Source organism: Bifidobacterium pseudocatenulatum DSM 20438 = JCM 1200 = LMG 10505, from assembly GCF_001025215.1.
GTDB classification, from domain to species: domain Bacteria; phylum Actinomycetota; class Actinomycetes; order Actinomycetales; family Bifidobacteriaceae; genus Bifidobacterium; species Bifidobacterium pseudocatenulatum.
Window position 1 is genome coordinate 691,510 of sequence record NZ_AP012330.1, and the last position, 18,597, is coordinate 710,106.

The window sequence follows — 18,597 nt, forward strand, 5'->3', positions numbered from 1 at the left end:
ATCGTGAAAAGCCGTTATTCGCAAAGGAGCGCGAACATGAAAGCCGTATATGCCACCGGAACGAATTATGATGATCCGCTGTCCGTGCTTGAAGTGGGCACTATGCCTGAGCCTGAAACCAAGCCATTCTGGTCCACCATTCGTGTGAACTCGGCGAGCGTGAACCATCATGACGTGTGGAGTCTGCAAGGTGTGGGGCTTTCCGACGAGCAGACGCCGATGATCCTCGGCACGGACGCGGCTGGCGTGTTGGAAGAAGACATTCCCGTACGAAAGGGACTTAAGGCCGGTTCCGAAGTGGTCTTGTATACCTTCGTTGGTACCGATGGCGCCGGTGTGATGCCGGGGGAGAGACGCTCGATCCTGTCCGAACGGTATGCGGGAACCATGGCCGAATACACACAGGTGCCCAGCGCCAACGTGTTCGCCAAGCCCGCGAATCTGAATCTTGATGAGGCTGCCGCATTGGGTACCAGCTGGCTTACCGCATATTCCCTGCTGTTCGCATCGGCGAATGTGAAGCCGGGAGACACGGTGCTTATTCAAGGCGCCGGAGGCGGCGTGTCGACCGCGGCGATTCAGCTTGCTCACGCGGCCGGATTGGAAGTGTTCGTCACGTCACGAAGCGAAGACAAGCGTGCGCGAGTGTTGCAGCTCGGTGCCGATGCGGCTTTTGAAACGGGTGCGCGACTGCCACGCAAGGCGGATGCCGTCATTGAATCCGTCGGCGCGGCCACATGGAGTCATTCCGTCAAATCCGTACGTCCGGGAGGAACTATCGCCATTTGCGGCGCGACTACTGGCGACCAGCCGGGTGCAGAGCTTACGAGAATCTTCTTCCAGGATATTCGAGTGCAGGGCAATACCATGGGCTCCCGTGAGGATTTCGCACGTTTGCTGAAATTCGTGGAACATGCCGATCTGCATCCGGTCATCGATTCCGCATATGCGATCGACGACGCGCATCTTGCGTTCTCCAAGATCGTGAATGGCGACGTTTTCGGAAAAATCGTGCTGCACATCTAGCCGATTGCGTAAAGTAAACGGTGTTCAAGAACATGTTCTTTTGGATTCTTTCGGAGGTCCTTGATGGCAGACAACAAGCCTGAAGTCGCAGTGATTATGGGGTCGGCGAGCGATTGGGAAACCATGAAGCATGCCTGCGAGATGCTTGACCAGTTCGAAGTGCCGTACATGAAGCAGGTGATTTCCGCGCACCGCACCCCGGAATTGATGGGCGAGTTCGCGCATAGTGCCCGTGCCAACGGTCTGAAGGTCATCATCGCCGGAGCCGGCGGCGCGGCACATCTGCCGGGCATGGTCGCGGCCCAGACCACCCTGCCGGTCATCGGCGTGCCGGTGCGTTCCCATGCGCTGTCCGGTTGGGATTCGCTGCTGTCCATCGTGCAGATGCCAGGCGGCATCCCGGTCGCCACCACCGCAGTCGGCAACTCCGGTGCCACAAACGCAGGTCTTTTGGCTGTGAGCATTCTGAGCACCACCGATGAGCGTTTGGCCAATGCTTTGCAGGAATATCGTGACTCTCTGAAGGAAAAGGTGGCTGAATCCAATGCCCAGCTTGTCTGAGGAAACCAATGGCCGTGTTGAACGTCTGATGCCAGGGGCCACCATCGGCATTATCGGTGGCGGTCAGCTTGGCCGCATGATGGCGTTGTCCGCCCGCTACATGGGCTTCCGCATCGGCGTGCTCGACCCGACTCCGGATTGCCCGACCGCACAGGTGGCCGACTTCCAAGTCACTGCCGAATACGACGACATCACCGCGATCCGAGAACTGGCTGAAAAGTCCGACGTGCTCACGTACGAGTTCGAAAACGTGAACGCCGACGCCATCGACGAAGTGCGTTCCTTGTCTGCAGCCCCGCAAGGCACCGATTTGCTGCGTGTCACGCAGGATCGCGTCAACGAGAAGCAGTTCATCAATGATCATGGCACGCCGACCGCACCATGGAAGGCCGTCAACAGCGTTGAGGAGCTTGATGCGGCGCTCGGTGAAATCCATTACCCGGCCGTGCTGAAAACCCGTTCCGGCGGGTACGACGGCCACGGCCAGACCGTGCTGAAATCCGATGCCGATCTCGAAAAGGTACGAGCCCGTGCCGATCGCGGTGGCGGATTCCCGCCGAGCATTCTCGAAGGATTCGTCGATTTCGCATTCGAAGCGAGCATTCTCGTTGCCGGTAACGGCAAGGATTATGTGACCTTCCCGATCGTGCGCAACGAGCATCGTAACAATATTCTGCACATGACCATCGCTCCGGCCGAAGTCAGCGAAGACGTGGCGAAGGAAGCGCACGAACTCGCTTTGCGTTTGGCGCAAGGCTTCGAACTGGCCGGCATCCTCGCTATCGAACTCTTCGTTACCAAGGATGAGCGGGTTATCGTCAACGAGCTTGCCCCGCGCCCGCATAACTCCGGTCATTACACCATCGAAGCGTGCTCGTTCGACCAGTTCGACGCGCATATTCGAGGCATCGCCGGGTGGCCGCTCGAACAGCCCGAACTGCTCAAGCCGGCTGTTATGGTCAATGTGCTCGGGCAGCATGTGGCCCCGACCCGCGCGCTGATCGCCGAGCATCCCGAATGGAATATGCACGACTATTGCAAGGCTGAAGTGCGTCATGATCGCAAGATGGGGCATATCACCGTGCTGACCGACGACACCAGGCAAACTGTGGCGGATCTTGAACGGACCGGCTGCTGGGATGATTTGAAATAAAACCGATGACGGCATGTTTCGCGCGTCAGCCTTTCCCTGAGGGGAGGACGGCGCGCGAAGCCATCAAGAACGGACATAGATTGACGGACGGACGCGTGGAGCGCAACACCAAACAAAAAGAACTGATTCATGATGCGTTGAAGGCAAACGATGAATTCATTTCCGCACAGGATTTGCATCGCAAGCTGGAAGACGAAGGCGTGAAGGTCGGCCTTGCCACTGTATATCGTCAATTGAATGCCTTGGCTGAGGCAGGCGAGGCTGATACCGTGCGTTTGGAAGGCCAACAGCTGTTCCGTCTGTGTGGTGATGACGGGCATCACCATCATCTCGTATGCACGAATTGCGGCAAAACCGTGGAAATCGAATCGCCATCCGAAACTTGGCTGCGTGGCATCAGCGAGAAATACGGATTCACCATCGAACGGCATACGCTTGAGGTGTTCGGACTATGCCCCGACTGCCGGAATGAGGCACGACGGTAATTCCGTCGATCTCAACAATTTCGCCGATTTCAGCAACAACGGTTATGCGGACGGCGGAATCCTTGACGACAACTAGATACTGCCATCCGAACTGTCTATACCCCCTCATCGTTCTTTTGCGATTTCATCGACATATGCGTAAGAAAATCAGAAGAAACTGTGGATGAAATCGATCATTACAGCTTTTTGTCAGATATGGTCGCGAGAATAGTGCCTTGGCGTCGCCGTAAGGCGGGAAACGAAGCGAACTGACACGTTACGAGTGGAGATAAACACTTGACGAACGAATCCGTGAATACAGAGACGATTGAGGAACTGAAGATCTCGACGATTGATCCAAACGCACCCGCCAAGGAACGTAAGGAATTCCCAGGGTGGTTGTACGGCATACTGTTTGTGGTGTTCGACGCCATCGGTGTGGCAGCGCTACAGATTGGCGTCAGTCAATCCGCTACACGCGTCAAGCTTTCGAACAACATGTGGCTGACCGGTTGGGGCTTCGTCACCAAAATGTTCACCAACCTCAACTTTGTGGCGGTGCTCAACCTGATTTTGTGGGGCGTGCTGTATGTGATACTGCTCATGCTCATCAACCGCTTCTGGATCGCCACGCCAATATTTCTGGCGGTGACATTCATTATCGCGGTGATCGAACATTTCAAAGTATCCATCCGATATGAGGCGATTCTTCCCAGCGATCTGAACTTCCTCAAAGCCGATGCGGGCAATCTTATGAGCTTCATGCCGGCAGGCGCACAGTGGACCATTCTGCTCGCCGTCGTCATATTCGTTGCTTTCATTGCGCTTTTCGTATTCCTGAATCATCGTGACGGCCGTCACGGCAAGCTTTTCCGTGGCGACGACAAGCAGTCGCGCTCGCTGAATGCCATCGTGCGACTACTGCTGATCATCGTGCCGGGAACGTTCTTCACGCTGTATTCCATGCAGGTGAGCACTGTCGGATCTTGGGCGAAAACCTTCTCTTCGGCAATGGGGGACATGCCGTCCATGTGGGATTCCGTCTACGATGCGCAGCGCAACGGACCGATGGTCGCCTTCACCAGGCAGCTGAATCCGAAAGTCATGGTGAAGCCTGACGACTATTCCGAAGAAACCATGAAGGAAGTCGCGGCACGATACGAAAAAGAAGCGAAGAAGATCAACGCATCTCGTACCGAGAACATGACCGACAGTACGGTGATCTATGTGCTGTCCGAATCCTTCTCCGACCCGTCTCGCGTGCCGGGGCTTAAGATCAACAAGGATTCCATGCCCAACATTCGTTCCATCAAAGAGAATACGACCTCCGGTTTGATGCTTTCTTCCGGATATGGCGGTGGTACCGCAAACCTCGAATACATGGGATTGACGGGTTTGAGCATGTCGAATTTCGATTCGTCGCTCACCAGCCCGTATCAGCAGCTTGTGCCGAGCGAGCATTGGACGCCGACCATCAACCAGCTGTGGGGGGCGTCGAAGAATTCCATCGGACTGCACCCGTACGAATCGTCTATGTACTCGCGTGCGACCAACTATAAGAAGTTCGGATTCTCGCATTTCTACACGTTGACCGGTCCGGACGTCATCTCGCATCAAGACAAGATCGACGATTCGCCGTACGTGTCTGACGAAGCGACGTACGAGAGCACCATCGAAGAAGTCAAGAAAACCGATGGCAACCAGTTCCTGCAGGTCATCACCATGCAGAACCACATGCCATACCACGATTGGTATAAGAACAACGATTTCAAGGCCGAATCCACTACGGACACTCCTTTGGAGGACGATGAGAAGGAGTCCATCGAAACCTATCAGAAGGGTGCGGCTCTGACCGACGAGGCGACCGCCGACTTCCTTGACAAGCTCGACGCCATCGACAAGCCGATCACCGTGGTGTTCTACGGCGATCATCTGCCGGGCATTTATTCGTCCGCTTCCGAAGACGACAACAATTCGCTTGCCTTGCATCTGACGGATTATTTCATCTGGTCCAACAAGGCGTCCAGCTCGCAAGGCAACGAGATCGACAACGCCGACTATTCGTCGCCGAACTTCTTCGTGGCGCAGGCCGCCGAGCATATGAACGCCAAGGTGTCCCCGTATCTGGCGTTCCTCACGCAAATGCATGAGAAAATCTCCGCCATGGAGCCACCTGTCGTCAACAATATCCAGGGATGGGACCGTATCCCTGAAGGTCAGAACATCTATCTCGACGCTGACGGCAATCCCATGGCCGAAAGCGACTTCGACGCGGAAACCCAGCAGTTGCTTGCCGACTACCAGCTGATTCAGTACGATATCACCACAGGGAAGAACTACCTGAAAGACACCGATTTCATGGATCTTCCCTAGAGGCAAGGGGGGAAGAGATGGCCGCAACCGATCGCGAACAGCAGATTTTGGCGTGGATTAAGCAGAATCCTTTGATCAGCCAAAACGAGCTTGCGGAACTGTGCGGCATCACCCGTTCAGGGGTGGCCGCGCACATCTCCAACCTGATGAAAAAAGGGTACATCCAAGGCAAAGGGTATATCGTCACTCCGCCCAGCTATGTGGCTGTTGTTGGCGCCATCAATATAGACCATTACGGTGTCGCCATGCAGGATGTGGTTGGGGAAAGTTCCAACATGGGGCGCATTGTGTCATCCGTGGGCGGCATTGGTTACAATATCGCCTACAATCTGAACCGGCTTGGCGTGCCGAATTATTTGATTTCCGTCTATGGTGATGATGAGAACGGCGAACGCGTCAAGCAGGACGCGTATGCCAACGGCATTGACATCACGCATGCCAAGCAGATTTCCCATATGCCTACTTCCACCTTCTTGTCGGTTGTTTCCGCGCAGGGGCGTCAGATTGTGGGTCTTGATGATATGCAGATCAGTGCGGAAATCACCCCGGAATTTCTAGCGCAACGAGAGCAGACCATCGTCAATGCGGAAATGGTGGCGATTGATTCGAGCTTGCCGTCTGATGCCATAGCATGGGTTTGCGAAAAAACAAGTCGACCGATTTTCGTGCGCGTGGTTTCCGTTAATAAAGCGGCGCGAATCACGCCGGTGCTCGATCGCATCGACACTATGGTGCTTAATTCCGCCGAAGCCAAATTCGTGTCGGGGATTGAGGTGCATGACGAGGCCAGTGCCAGAGATTGCGCCGAACATTTGCTGCGGTCCGGTGTGCGTAATGTGTTTCTTTTTGTGGATGATTCGGACATGCTGTACTGCTGCGAACATGAAAGCTTTTTCTGGTCTTTGCCGGGAAGGGCGGAGGAACGTCGATATACCAATGGTGGTGCGTCGGCGGCGTTGAGTGCGCTGGTGTGGGCGCGTCGTGAGCATAAAACACAGCGGGAATGCGCTAGATATGCGTCTGCGGCGGCTGCGATGAATATGTCTCAGGTGCAGTCGATTTGCGCTGATTTTTCTGAAGAAGCTGTGCGGCGCAAAGCTGATTTGCTGCAGTAACGCAGGTATGGCGGTCTTACATTTGTTTCTTTCGTAATCGCGAGACACGCGATTTTTCCATATGTTACATCGATGAAATATAAGCAAAAGTTGACTGGCTTAAACTTTTGTTGTATTCTAAATTGAAGATAAAACGTTTCATCAAGGGTGTATCAAGGCAGATATATCCCCGAAAATGTAGGAGGCAATATCCATGGCGGATATGACTTCAGGAAATACTGTTCCTGACCGTTACGTTGTGGTCATCGGTGGCATGAACATGGACATCTGTGGTAGACCGACGAGCACCGTAGTGGACCGAGACTCGAATCCGGGCGTCGTCAGCATGTCCGCAGGTGGTGTCGGGCAGAACATCGCACAGAACATGGCTCATCTGGGCATGCCGACATACCTGATCACCGTCTACGGCGACGATGAAAACGGCAAGACCCTGGAACGTTCGTGCGCGGCCAACAACATCAATCTTGACTATGCCGCACAGCTGGAAGGACGCCGTTCTTCCACCTACATGTTCATCACCGATGATACGGGCGATCTGCTGGTGGCCGTCAACGACATGGAAATCTGCAAGGAAATCAATCCGGCATTCCTCGAATCTCGCCTCGACTTCATCAACGGTGCCGCCATCTGCCTGCTTGACGCCAATCTTGAACCGGAAACCATGGCATGGATTGGCGAACACGTCACCGCGCCACTGTTCGGAGACACCGTTTCCACAGTCAAAGCGCACCGTTTCGACACGATCCTCAACAAGATGACCGTGCTCAAGCCGAATGATTTGGAAGCATCCGTACTCACCGGCATCGGTATCGCCGACCAGTATTCGGCAGGTGCCGCAGCGAAGACCTTGCTCGACAGGGGCGTGAAGAACGTATTCATTTCATTGGGTGCCAACGGAATCCTGTGCGCGAGACACGAAAACGACGAATACAGCTTCAAGCATGTGCCGCCATACCGTACCGAAATCGCCACGGCAAATGGGGCCGGAGATGCCGGCATGGCAGCCATCACCTGGAGCTTCTTCGATAACCCCGATCGAGATCTTGAAGAAGTCGGCAAAATTGCGCAGGCAGCATCCAGCATCGCGCTCGAATGCACAAAAGCAGTGCCCGATATCACCGTGGAACGCATACGTAAGAAGATGTCCGGCGAGATCGAGCCGTTGCTCGACGAAGTGCGTACTGCCTGAATTTTGCTACATCACACGTCCATCAACCCATACAAACACAAGGAGAACCGACAATGGTAGTCAAGCAGATCTATTCTCTGATCGAATACGATGAGGCCGTCAAAACCATGGAGGCTGGTGCCGACAACATTGGACTGGTGCCGATGCAGAATGGTGGCGTTCCGGCACATCGCGTGCCAATCGAACGCGTGCACCGCATTTTCGACGAATGCAAGCGTCGTGGCGTCACCTCCGTGGCCATCATGCTGACCAACGATCCCGACGAGATGATCGAGCTTGCCAGAGAGGTGCGGCCTGACATTCTGCATATCGCAGGCGATGGGTACGCCGCAGATGAAGCATTCGCGGCCCGACTTAAGGAAGCCGCTCCGAACACCAAACTCATGCAGGCCGTGCTCGTTGACGATGAATCCGCCGTCGACCGTGCCAAGAAGTACGCACAATACTGCGATCTCATCCTCACGGACTCCGGTCTGGCCCCCGACACCGGCATTGGTGCCAGCGGTCTGACCCACGACTGGAGCATTGACGCCCGTATTGTGGCCGAATGCGGCAAACCGGTCATCATGGCTGGCGGTCTTGGACCAGACAATGTTGCCGAAGCCATCGAACAGTGCAAGCCGTATGGCGTGGACTCCCTGACGAAGACCAGCATCAAATACGACGGCGGCTACATGGAGAAAGACATCGACAAGGTTCGTCAATTCTGCATCAATGCCGACGCTGCGGCCGCAAAGATCGGACAGTGACCGATGGCTATGGAAGTCAAACTGCTGCAACCCGTCAAAGTGGTCTGCACTGACGATTTAGGGGAGACTCTGGTCGATATCATGCAGACCGCGGGCTATTCTCGTCCGCTGATGGTCACGGATTCCTTCGTCGGAAGCATGCCGCTGGTCGTTGCCGCACGTACCAAGCTTGAACAGGTCGGTGTCGATGTGGCGGTATTCGACCAGGTCAAGCCCGACCCGCTTTGCGAAACCGTGGAATCCGGCGTCGAAGCATTCGAAGCGCATAAGGCTGACAGCATCATCGCCATCGGCGGTGGCAGTTCCATGGATGTTGCCCGAGGCATCAACATCGTGCGTGTCAACGGCGGATCCATCATCGAATACACCGATCCAGCCAAGCCGATCGCACCATGCAACGGTATGATCGCAGTTCCGACCACCGCCGGCACCGGCAGCGAAATGTCCAACGCGCTGGTGGTCACCGAAGGATCCACCGGTCGTAAACTCGCGGTGCTTGCCGATCCGGCAGTCAGCGAATATGCCGTGCTGAACGCGGATCTCATGCTGACACTGCCCGCAAAAATGACCATCGCTTGCGGACTTGACGCATTCTGCCACGCCGCGGAAGGATACCTTTCCCGAATGGCAAGTCCGGTCACGGATGCCATTTGCGAAAAAGCGATGTTCCTGCTGTACAACTATCTGCCGCGTGCTGTGGCAAACGGTCAGGATCGTGAAGCCAGGGAACGTGTGATGGTCGCGTCGACGCTTGCAGGATGGATGCTGAACAATGCGGGAACCATTGCGGGGCATTCCATCGCACACGTGCTCGGAGCGAAATACCACATCGTGCACGGTGAAGCCGTTGGCTACGCGTTGCCGGCGGTTATGGAGTTCGTTGCTCCCGTACGTGCGCATAAGGTTCGTGAGATCGGTCAGATTCTAGGTGCGGTCTACCCGGAAAATGCGCCGGACGAGCAGGTTGCGATTATCGCAAGCAGAGCGTTCAAGGATTTCCGCGACCGCATGCTCGGTCTGCATCCTGTTGAGGATTACGGCATCAGCGTTGAAGAACTCGTTTCCAATGCGCAGGCCGTAGTTGACGAGCGTTTTGCAGGAAACACACCTCGTGACATCGATCTTCAGGCAGCCGAACAACTGCTCGAAGGTTTCGGAAGTCGCTGATATCAAAGGCCATTGCCGGCCTTGCAACAAGTTGTGTGACCGATGAGCCGGAGTCAGTCAATCGTCGACCACCTCATTATCGGTTCAAAGTTGGAGCACATAAGGAGGAACCATAATGTCCAAGAAAATCATCCTTGATTGCGATCCGGGACATGATGACGCCGTCGCCATCCTGCTTGCCGTGGGCAATCCCAATATCGATCTGCTGGGCGTCACCACGGTAGGCGGCAATCAGAGCCTTGACAAGGTGACCTACAACGCCCGTGCAGTGCTGGAAAAGGCGCATGCCACCGACGTGCCGGTGCATGCCGGATGTGACCGTCCGCTGGTGCGCAAGCAGGAAGTGGCAGCTTCCATTCACGGCGAAACCGGTCTTGACGGCGTTGAACTGCCTGAACCCAGCCGTCCGCTGGAAGCCGGACATGCCGTCAACTGGATTATCGACACCATTATGAGCAACGAGCCAGGCACCATCACTCTGGTGCCGACCGGACCGCTGACCAACATTGCCATGGCTGCCCGCATGGAGCCGCGCATTGTTGAACGTGTCAAGGAAGTCGTGCTTATGGGCGGCGGATACCATGTGGGCAACTGGAGTGCCGTGGCCGAGTTCAACATCAAGGTCGATCCGGAAGCCGCTCACATCGTGTTCAATGAAGCCTGGCCGATCACCATGGTCGGATTGGATCTGACGCATCAGGCATTGTGCACGCCCGAAGTGCAGCAGCGTATCGAAGGCGTTGGCACTGATCTCGCCAAGTTCGTGTCTGGTCTGATGGACTTCTTCCGCAAGACCTATCAAGACAATCAAGATTTCATCGATCCTCCGGTCCATGATCCGTGCACGGTGGCATACCTCATTGATCCGAGCGTCATGACTACCCGTCGTTGCCCGGTTGATGTCGAAATCCATGGAGATCTCACACTTGGCATGACCGTCGCCGACCTGCGAGGTCCAGAGCCGAGCGCCGAAGAATGCCACACCCAGGTTGCAGTCAAGCTTGATTTCAACAAATTCTGGGATTTGGTAACCGACGCAATCAAGACCATCGGCTGAAAGAAGAGAAAGATAAGTAAAGGGGTGCTCTAATGACAGAGACCAAAAACAGCAAAATGCTCGACGAAGGCGGCAAGTCCGTCGTCGCATTGATGGCAGCATTGATGGCAGCCATCTTCGCGTTCCAGCTCAACGCGTCCATGCTTTCGCCTGCATTGACGACCATGCGTGTTGAACTCAACACCACCGATGCGCAGATTGGCTTGACCCAGACGGTGTTCTTCACCTCGTGCGCAGTGTTCTCGCTGTTCCTGCCGCGACTCGGCGATTTGATCGGTCGCAAGAAAGTGCTGCTTGGCATTCTTGTGCTTACCGCTTTGGGCTGCGTGGTTTCCGCGCTCGCGGTCAACGTGCCGATGCTGATGATCGGTCGTGTGATTCAGGGTGTTGCCGGTCCGATTGTGCCGATGACGCTGATCATGCTGCACGCCAAGGTTACTGAAGATAAGAAGTACGCCAAGCTCATGGCTATTCTGACTTCCGTTAATGGTGGCATCGGCGGTGTCGACGCTATTCTTGGCGGCTGGCTTGCTGGCACGTTCGGTTTCCGTTCCGTGTTCTGGGTCATGGTTGGCGTTGCGGTGCTTGCCATTGTGCTTGTGTTCGTGTATGCGGAAGAATCCACCGCTTCCGAGACTCCGAAGATGGATTGGGCTGGCGTGGTTTCCCTTGCCGCCGCATTCTTGGCCGCATATCTGGCCATCAACGAGATTCAGAAGCTGGGCTCCGCCAATTGGGCGCTGGTCGCTGTCGAAATCGTTATTGCAGCCGTGCTGTTCGTGGTGTTCTGGAATGTTGAGAAGCGTCAGAAGGCTCCGATGGTCACCACGCATTACCTCAAGCAGCGTCGTACTTGGGGTCTGCTGCTGACCACCCTGCTTACCATGACCGGCGTGTTCGCCATCATGAACGGTATCGTGCCTGCTCTCGCTCAGGATACCGAAGTCGGCGCCGGCATGAGCGCCAGCGTGGTATCGTTCGCCACCCTGACTCCGTATGCGTTGATCGGTCTCGCATTCGGTCCGGTCGCAGGCGTGCTCGCTTCGAAGTTCGGCTACCGTGCGGTGCTGCGTACTGGCTTGATTGTCTCTGTTGTGGGCGTGCTGTTCGGCATCTTCGTGTGCAACGTTCCGAGCATCTGGGCACTTGTGGTCATGTCTTTGGCTTTGGGTGTTTCCTACGCAGGTACTGCCAACATCATGCTGAACGGTCTGGGCATCGTGCTCTCTCCGGAAGACAATCCGGGCTACCTGCCTGGTCTGAACTCCGGTGCATTCAACCTGGGTGCCGGTCTGAGTTATGCAGTGCTGTACGCTGCTCAGAACGCGTTCACCGCATCCGGCGGTGCGACCAGCGGCTACATCGCAGCCATGGTTGGCGGTGTGATTCTGCTCGGCCTCGCGTTCTGCGCATCCCTGCTCATTCCGAAGCCGGGAGAGCAGAAGTAATCAATATAAGCTTGCCTGTGTTGTGTGATTAAAAAACGGCGGTTTTGCAGTCGGACTCCTCTCTGTCCGACCACAAAACCGCCGTCCTTTTTATATATATGATTGCGATTGTATGGTTACAGACATTTCTGATGGTATGCAATCGCTGGGTGCATTCAGATGTTCAGTGCCTTGGCGCCGATGTCGTGACGGTAGAACATGCCCTTGGTATCGAGCTGGTCGATAATCGCATACACCTTGTCTTGAGCGGCCTTGATGTCGGCTGCGGAGGTTTCCACCAACAGCACGCGGCCGGAATTGGCGACCAGACCTTCTTCGCTACGAGCCACGCCAGCGTAATAGACGTGGGAATCCTCATCGACTGGAATCTCAGGAATCGCAGCGCCCTTGATCACATCGACAGGGTAGCCGTCGGCGGCGAGCACCACACCAAGCGTGGCGTTGTCATTATCCCAAGTGAACTCCGGAGTCTCGCCATTGAGCAGAGCGCTGATGCCGGCGCCGAGATCAGACGTGAGCTTCGGCAGCACGACTTCCGTTTCCGGATCGCCGAAACGAGCATTGAACTCGATAACCTTCGGACCATCCGCGGTGGCGATCAAGCCAGCGTACAGAATGCCCGTGAACGGCGTACCCTCATCGGACATAGCCTGCACGGTCGGCTTCACAATGGTTTCGATAGCGGTGTCAACCACATCCTGACCGATCTGCGGAACGGGACTGTACGCACCCATGCCACCGGTGTTCGGACCCTTATCGCCATCATAAGCGCGCTTATGATCCTGAGAAATCGGCATCGGCCAGAAATCGGTGCCATTCACAAAACTCATCAGCGAGAACTCCTGACCCTCCAAGAAGTCCTCGATAACGACCTTCGCGCCGGCGTTGCCGAAACGATGGTCGACGAAAATATCTTCAAGAGCGGCGATGGCGGTTTCCTCATCCATGGCAACGGTCACGCCCTTGCCGGCGGCCAAGCCGTCAGCCTTGATCACAATCGGAGCGCCATGCTCACGAACATAAGTCGTGGAACGCTCCAAATCGCTGAACGTTTGATACCTTGCGGTCGGAATGCTGTGACGTTCCATCAGCTGCTTGGCGAAATCCTTGGACCCCTCGATCTGTGCGGCGGCCTTGCTCGGACCGAACGCCTTGATGCCAGCCTGAGCGAAATCGTCAACGATGCCCTCGATAAGCGGCACTTCCGGACCGACGAACACCCAGTCATAGCCGTTGTTCTTTACGAAATCAATCAGCGCGGCATGATTGGACGGGCTGATTTGCGTGATGCGGATGCCGTCAAGCTCCATACCTGGATTGCCCGGAGCCACTGTGACCTCGCTGACGCTGCTGCCACGCATAAGCGCATGAGCGATGGCATGCTCGCGTGCGCCGGAACCAATGACCAGAACCTTCATGTTTCCTCCTGTTATGTCCCTTTTGGGAAAATCCTATGTTCAGGAAAGTCTTCGGAAATAAAAGGGGGTGGCCGTTATGGCTCACCCCCATATATGTATTTACTGCAGTTCGACGTCGCTATTGGTCTTCTTGACGATATTGCCGAGCACATAACCGGCTTCGCCATTGGACTTGAGCAATTCCATGGTCTTATCAGCATCTTCGGCGTTGACTGCCAGCACCATGCCAATACCCATATTGAAGATGTTGAACATTTCCATATGATCGATTTCGCCGGCCTTCTCGAGCACATCGAAAATCGGCAGCACCGGCCAAGAGCCGAGATTGATGTGCGCAGCCAAGCCGTCCGGAATCATACGCGGAATGTTTTCGATGAAGCCGCCGCCGGTGATATGGGCGACGCCCTTGACCACGCCGGCCTTGAATAGCGGGGAAAGGGCCTTCACATAGATCTTCGTCGGGGTAAGGAGTACGTCGCCGAGCTTTTCGCCATCAAGTTCGTCAAGTACGGTGTCGACCGTGTAGCCGGCCTTCTCGAACAGGGCCTTGCGTACCAGAGAGAAGCCGTTGGAATGCACGCCGGTGGACGGCAAGCCAATGAGTACATCGCCTTCAGCGATGGTGGAGCCGTCCACGATTGCGGACTTCTCGGCAACGCCGACCGCGAAACCGGCCAGATCGTACTCGTCTTCGTCATACATGCCCGGCATTTCAGCGGTTTCGCCACCGATCAGACCGGAACCAGCCTGTACGCAGCCGTCGGCAACGCCAGCCACAACCTGCTCGAGCAGTGCTGGATCGTTCTTGCCACAGGCGATGTAATCCAGGAAGAACAACGGTTCCGCACCTTGAGCGGCAATATCGTTAACGCACATGGCTACACAGTCAATGCCGATGGTGTTGTGCTTGTTGGCCATTTTGGCAACGACCAGCTTGGTACCGACGCCATCGGTGCCGGAAATCAGTACCGGCTCCTTGTATCCGAGGGAAGCCAGATCGAACAGGCCGCCGAAGCCGCCAATACCGCCGACTACGCCCGGACGGTTGGTGCGAGCCACATGGGACTTGATGCGCTTGACGACTTCGTAACCGGCCTCAACGCTCACGCCGGCTTCTTCATATGCTTTTGGCATATCAAACCTTTCTAGGGTTCAGTGTTCTTCTTGGGGTGAAGTGGTGGTGTATTCGTTGCCTTCGTACTTGCTCTTATACAGGGCGAATTCAGGCAGACGCACGCGATCTTCTGGGGTGAGGGACTTCAAAAAATCACTTTCATAATCGTCGAGTGCGGTCGGGTAGTCGCCATTGAAGTAGGCCACGCACAAACCGCCATACGGGGCGTCCGCGCCTAATCCAATGGACTCGACCAAACCGTCAAGCGAAAGGAACGCCAACGAGTCGGCGCCGATGAAATCGCGAATTTCCTCAACGGACTTCTTTGCGGCGATCAGTTCCTTGGTGGTGGAAATGTCGATGCCGTAGAAGCACGGGTACTTCAGCGGCGGCGAGCTGATACGCATGTGCACTTCGGCGGCGCCAGCTTCCTTCAGCAGCTGTACGATGCGCTTGGACGTGGTACCGCGCACGATGGAATCGTCGATAACGATCACGCGCTTGCCTTTGACCACGCCGCGCACGGCGGACAGCTTCATGCGCACGCCCTGCTCGCGCAGTTCCTGCGTCGGCTGGATGAAGGTTCGAGCCACATACTGGTTCTTGATCAGGCCCATCTCGTTTGGCAGACCAGCTTCTTCCGCATAGCCGGAGGCCGCGGACAGCGAGGAATTCGGCACGCCAATGACCATATCGGCATCGACCGGCGATTCTTGGGCCAGACGCGCACCCATACGCTTGCGGGCGGAATGCACGTTTACGCCGTAAATGTCGGAATCGGGGCGTGCGAAGTAGATGAATTCCATCGAGCAGATGGCCAACTGGGTCTGATTGGTGTACTGCACGATCTTGTAGCCGTGATCGTCGATAACCACGATTTCGCCCGGGCGAATATTGCGCACCAATTCGGCGCCGACAACGTCAAGCGCGCAGGTTTCGGAAGCGAGCACATAAGCGCCGTTTTTCATCTTGCCGAGGGAAAGCGGGCGGAAACCGTTCGGATCAAGCGCGCCGATCATGGCGTCTTCGGTCATGATCAGGTAGGCGAAACCGCCATGCACGGTGTTGAGCGCTTCCTTGAGCTTGTCCATGAACGTACGCTGTGTGGAGCGGCGCAACAGGTGCATCAACACTTCGGTGTCGGAATTGGAGTGGAAGATTGCGCCTTCGTCTTCCAACTGACGCCTCAGAGTCGGGCAGTTCGTCAGATTGCCATTGTGGCACAAGGCCATATCGCCGTCATGGAAGCGGAAGATGAATGGCTGGATGTTGTCGGTGCCGCCTGAACCGGCAGTGGCGTAACGCACATGGCCGATCGCCTTGTCTCCCTTCAGGCGTTCGATTTCGCGTTCGTCGCCGAACACTTGGGTCAACAGACCCGTTCCGCGATGACCGATGAGATGACCGTTATCGTTCGAGACAATGCCGGCGCCTTCCTGACCACGATGCTGCAGCGCGTGCAGGCCGAAGTAGGTGAGTCGGGCGGCGTCCGGGTGACCCCAAACGCCAAAAATACCGCATTCCTCGTGGATGTCTTCGAGTTCAGCTGACAAGCCAAAGCTCCTTCCAAAACCATGGAGACAAGGGGTTCGCTACCGTTCAACCCTACCAACCGGAGGCTACAATTGGCGGTTTTCGTGGAGTCCTTAGGGGCACTTGGCATGTCGGGTGTGTCGAACAATTGTTCGAACTCTCTGATATGCTGAATGCAGGAAAATACAGTGCGGTGCATCGGCGATGCTTTGTCGGTGCTTTGCGAGGCGAAGTGCTCGTTGACGTTTCAAGATGGAGCCAAATCATGGAAGGAGTCTGAAGATGGCCGAACGTACCTATATCGCTATCGATCTGAAATCCTTCTATGCGTCTTCGGAATGTGCGGAACTCGGATTCGACCCTCTATCCACGCATCTGGTAGTGGCCGACCAATCGCGCACCGACAAAACCATCTGTCTTGCCGTGTCGCCATCGCTCAAAGCATATGGACTGCCGGGGCGGGCGAGACTGTTCGAAGTCAAAGCGAAGCTTAAAGAAGTCAATGCTGCACGGCGGGCAGCGGCACCGGGCGGTGTGCTGAGAGGTGAATCGTATGATGCGAAAGCGCTCGCAGCTAATCCGAATCTGGCTGCCGGCGTGTATATAGCCAAGCCTCGAATGTCGCATTATCTCAACATCAGTGCGAAAATCTACAGCATATATTTAAGGTACGTATCCGAAGCTGACATTCATGTCTATTCGATAGATGAAGTATTCATGGATGTTACCGGGTATTTGCGGGCTTACGGCAAAAGCGCGCATGATATGGCCCGTGAAATGATCCAGCAGATTCTTCGGGAGACGGGCATCACCGCAACGGCCGGTATCGGTACGAATATGTATTTGGCGAAAGTGGCTATGGACGTGGTCGCCAAGCATATTCCCGCGGATAAGGATGGCGTGCGTATCGCGCAATTGGATGAGATGTCGTATCGTCGGCTGTTATGGGCGCACAGGCCGTTGACTGATTTCTGGCGTGTGGGACGAGGGTATGCGAAGAAGCTCGAAGCCCAAGGTCTAATGACAATGGGCGATATAGCCCGATGTTCCATAGGCCGTGCCGACGAGTATTACAACGAGGGCCTGCTGTACAAGATGTTCGGTGTGAACGCCGAGCTGCTTATCGACCATGCGTGGGGTTGGGAACCTTGCACGATCGCCGACATCAAAGCGTATAAGCCAGCTGGTCATAGTATGAGTTCGGGGCAGGTGCTTACGGGCGCGGTCGGTTTTGACTCGGCGCGGCTGATTGTGAGAGAAATGGCGGACGCCTTGTCTTTGGACTTGGTTGCCAAAGGTGTGAAGGCCGGCCATATGGGGTTGATGGTCGGTTACGATACCGCCAGTCTTGATCCAAAGCGGCTAGGGGAGTGTGGCACTCCGGAATTGAAGGCGATGGCTGAGCGAGCCATTGCCGAATATAGCGGTCCCGTAACTCTTGATAGGTATGGTCGGCGTGTGCCCAAGCCGGCTACAGGGTCGATTGGTCTGGACGACCATACGTCATCCACCACGCGCATATGCGATGCGGTTGACGAATTGTTCTGCAGAATCGTCGATCATCGGCTGTTGGTACGTCGATTGAATGTGGTTGCTTCTGATTTGCAAACGGTCGAACAGCTGGCTGAGCGGAATGCTGCGGCGAATTACGTTCAGCCCGATCTGTTTTCGGATATGCAGGAAGTCTCAAATGGAAGCGATAGCAACGATTGCAGTGATAACGTCGATAACAACGTGCGGTCTTCCTACGCTGACGATATGCGGGTTGTCGATGAGATTTCCGAACAGCATGTGCAGCAGACGATTCTTGACATCAAACGCAAGTTCGGCAAAAACGCCGTCATTAAAGGGATGGACATGTTCGCTGATGCCACAGGTCAACAGCGCAACCGGCAGATTGGAGGTCATGCAGCATGAGTTTGCAGCAAACCGACCGTTACGATGACATCATCAACTTGCCTCATCATCGCTCGTGCACGCGCCCGCACATGAGCATGCACAACCGTGCCGCGCAATTCATGCCTTTCGCCGCTCTCACCGGCTACGACGACATCATCAAACAAACCGCCACCCATTCCAACGAAGCAGTGGAACGCGCCAACACCCCCGTCAATCTCGCCGAAGGCTACCTCTCCGCCTAACATGCGTCGGAGACCAAAAAAGAGGCTGTTTGGTTTGACTAGGGAGGAATCCCGATCAAACCAAACAGCCTCTGTATGTTCGAATCTAC

16 protein-coding genes are annotated in these 18,597 nt (G+C 55.5%); 13 read left to right on the plus strand and 3 right to left on the minus strand.

Features of this window, described 5'->3' with window-relative positions; translation table 11 throughout:
- Nucleotides 1-36: 36 nt before the first annotated feature.
- The 11 genes from BBPC_RS02855 (at nt 37) to uriT (ending at nt 12,302) form a co-directional block, all read left to right on the plus strand.
- Nucleotides 37-1,026, plus strand: coding sequence for a zinc-binding dehydrogenase (locus BBPC_RS02855; RefSeq protein WP_004219569.1), 990 nt, complete (start codon nt 37-39; stop codon nt 1,024-1,026).
- Nucleotides 1,027-1,089: 63 nt separating this feature from the next.
- On the plus strand, nt 1,090-1,587 hold the full coding sequence (purE, locus tag BBPC_RS02860; protein ID WP_004219566.1) for a 5-(carboxyamino)imidazole ribonucleotide mutase: 498 nt from the start codon (nt 1,090-1,092) through the stop codon (nt 1,585-1,587).
- On the plus strand, nt 1,571-2,740 hold the full coding sequence (gene purK, locus BBPC_RS02865; RefSeq protein ID WP_004219564.1) for a 5-(carboxyamino)imidazole ribonucleotide synthase: 1,170 nt from the start codon (nt 1,571-1,573) through the stop codon (nt 2,738-2,740). The genes purE and purK overlap by 17 nt, the downstream gene beginning before the upstream one ends.
- An 80-nt stretch (nt 2,741-2,820) precedes the next feature.
- Nucleotides 2,821-3,225, plus strand: a complete 405-nt coding sequence (locus BBPC_RS02870) for a Fur family transcriptional regulator (RefSeq protein ID WP_033524281.1) — start codon at nt 2,821-2,823, stop codon at nt 3,223-3,225.
- Nucleotides 3,226-3,516: 291 nt separating this feature from the next.
- On the plus strand, nt 3,517-5,577 hold the full coding sequence (locus tag BBPC_RS02875; RefSeq protein WP_226555494.1) for an LTA synthase family protein: 2,061 nt from the start codon (nt 3,517-3,519) through the stop codon (nt 5,575-5,577).
- Between the two features lie 17 nt (nt 5,578-5,594).
- On the plus strand, nt 5,595-6,692 hold the full coding sequence (locus BBPC_RS02880) for a PfkB family carbohydrate kinase (RefSeq protein WP_004219558.1): 1,098 nt from the start codon (nt 5,595-5,597) through the stop codon (nt 6,690-6,692).
- 193 nt (nt 6,693-6,885) lie between these two features.
- Complete coding sequence (locus BBPC_RS02885) at nt 6,886-7,881, plus strand: carbohydrate kinase family protein (RefSeq protein WP_004219556.1); 996 nt, start codon at nt 6,886-6,888, stop codon at nt 7,879-7,881.
- A 53-nt stretch (nt 7,882-7,934) separates the two neighbouring features.
- Complete coding sequence (locus BBPC_RS02890) at nt 7,935-8,630, plus strand: phosphoribosylanthranilate isomerase (protein WP_004219554.1); 696 nt, start codon at nt 7,935-7,937, stop codon at nt 8,628-8,630.
- Nucleotides 8,631-8,633: 3 nt separating this feature from the next.
- Nucleotides 8,634-9,797, plus strand: a complete 1,164-nt coding sequence (locus tag BBPC_RS02895; protein ID WP_004219553.1) for an iron-containing alcohol dehydrogenase — start codon at nt 8,634-8,636, stop codon at nt 9,795-9,797.
- A 115-nt stretch (nt 9,798-9,912) separates the two neighbouring features.
- Complete coding sequence (gene uriH / locus BBPC_RS02900) at nt 9,913-10,854, plus strand: uridine-preferring nucleoside hydrolase UriH (protein ID WP_004219551.1); 942 nt, start codon at nt 9,913-9,915, stop codon at nt 10,852-10,854.
- 32 nt (nt 10,855-10,886) lie between these two features.
- The gene (uriT, locus tag BBPC_RS02905) at nt 10,887-12,302 is read left to right on the plus strand and encodes a uridine transporter UriT (RefSeq protein WP_004219549.1); all 1,416 of its coding nucleotides are present in this window, start codon (nt 10,887-10,889) and stop codon (nt 12,300-12,302) included.
- Nucleotides 12,303-12,457: 155 nt separating this feature from the next.
- Here uriT and purD read toward each other — a convergent pair whose 3' ends face one another.
- From purD to purF, 3 genes are all read right to left on the minus strand, one after another.
- A complete protein-coding gene (purD, locus tag BBPC_RS02910; protein WP_004219547.1) occupies nt 12,458-13,720 on the minus strand; it encodes a phosphoribosylamine--glycine ligase in 1,263 nt (420 codons plus the stop codon).
- A 99-nt stretch (nt 13,721-13,819) separates the two neighbouring features.
- Nucleotides 13,820-14,854 (minus strand): phosphoribosylformylglycinamidine cyclo-ligase, encoded by a 1,035-nt coding sequence (purM, locus tag BBPC_RS02915; protein WP_004219545.1) that lies wholly within the window; start codon nt 14,852-14,854, stop codon nt 13,820-13,822.
- An 18-nt stretch (nt 14,855-14,872) separates the two neighbouring features.
- Nucleotides 14,873-16,387, minus strand: a complete 1,515-nt coding sequence (gene purF / locus BBPC_RS02920; RefSeq protein WP_033524270.1) for an amidophosphoribosyltransferase — start codon at nt 16,385-16,387, stop codon at nt 14,873-14,875.
- A 262-nt stretch (nt 16,388-16,649) separates the two neighbouring features.
- Between purF and BBPC_RS02925 the strand changes: the two genes are divergently transcribed.
- Together BBPC_RS02925 and BBPC_RS02930 are read left to right on the plus strand one after the other, a co-directional pair.
- Nucleotides 16,650-18,284: a Y-family DNA polymerase gene (locus BBPC_RS02925; protein ID WP_022244936.1), complete on the plus strand. Its 1,635-nt coding sequence runs from the start codon at nt 16,650-16,652 to the stop codon at nt 18,282-18,284.
- On the plus strand, nt 18,281-18,508 hold the full coding sequence (locus tag BBPC_RS02930; RefSeq protein WP_004219532.1) for a hypothetical protein: 228 nt from the start codon (nt 18,281-18,283) through the stop codon (nt 18,506-18,508). The genes BBPC_RS02925 and BBPC_RS02930 overlap by 4 nt, the downstream gene beginning before the upstream one ends.
- The last annotated feature ends 89 nt before the right edge of the window (nt 18,509-18,597 follow it).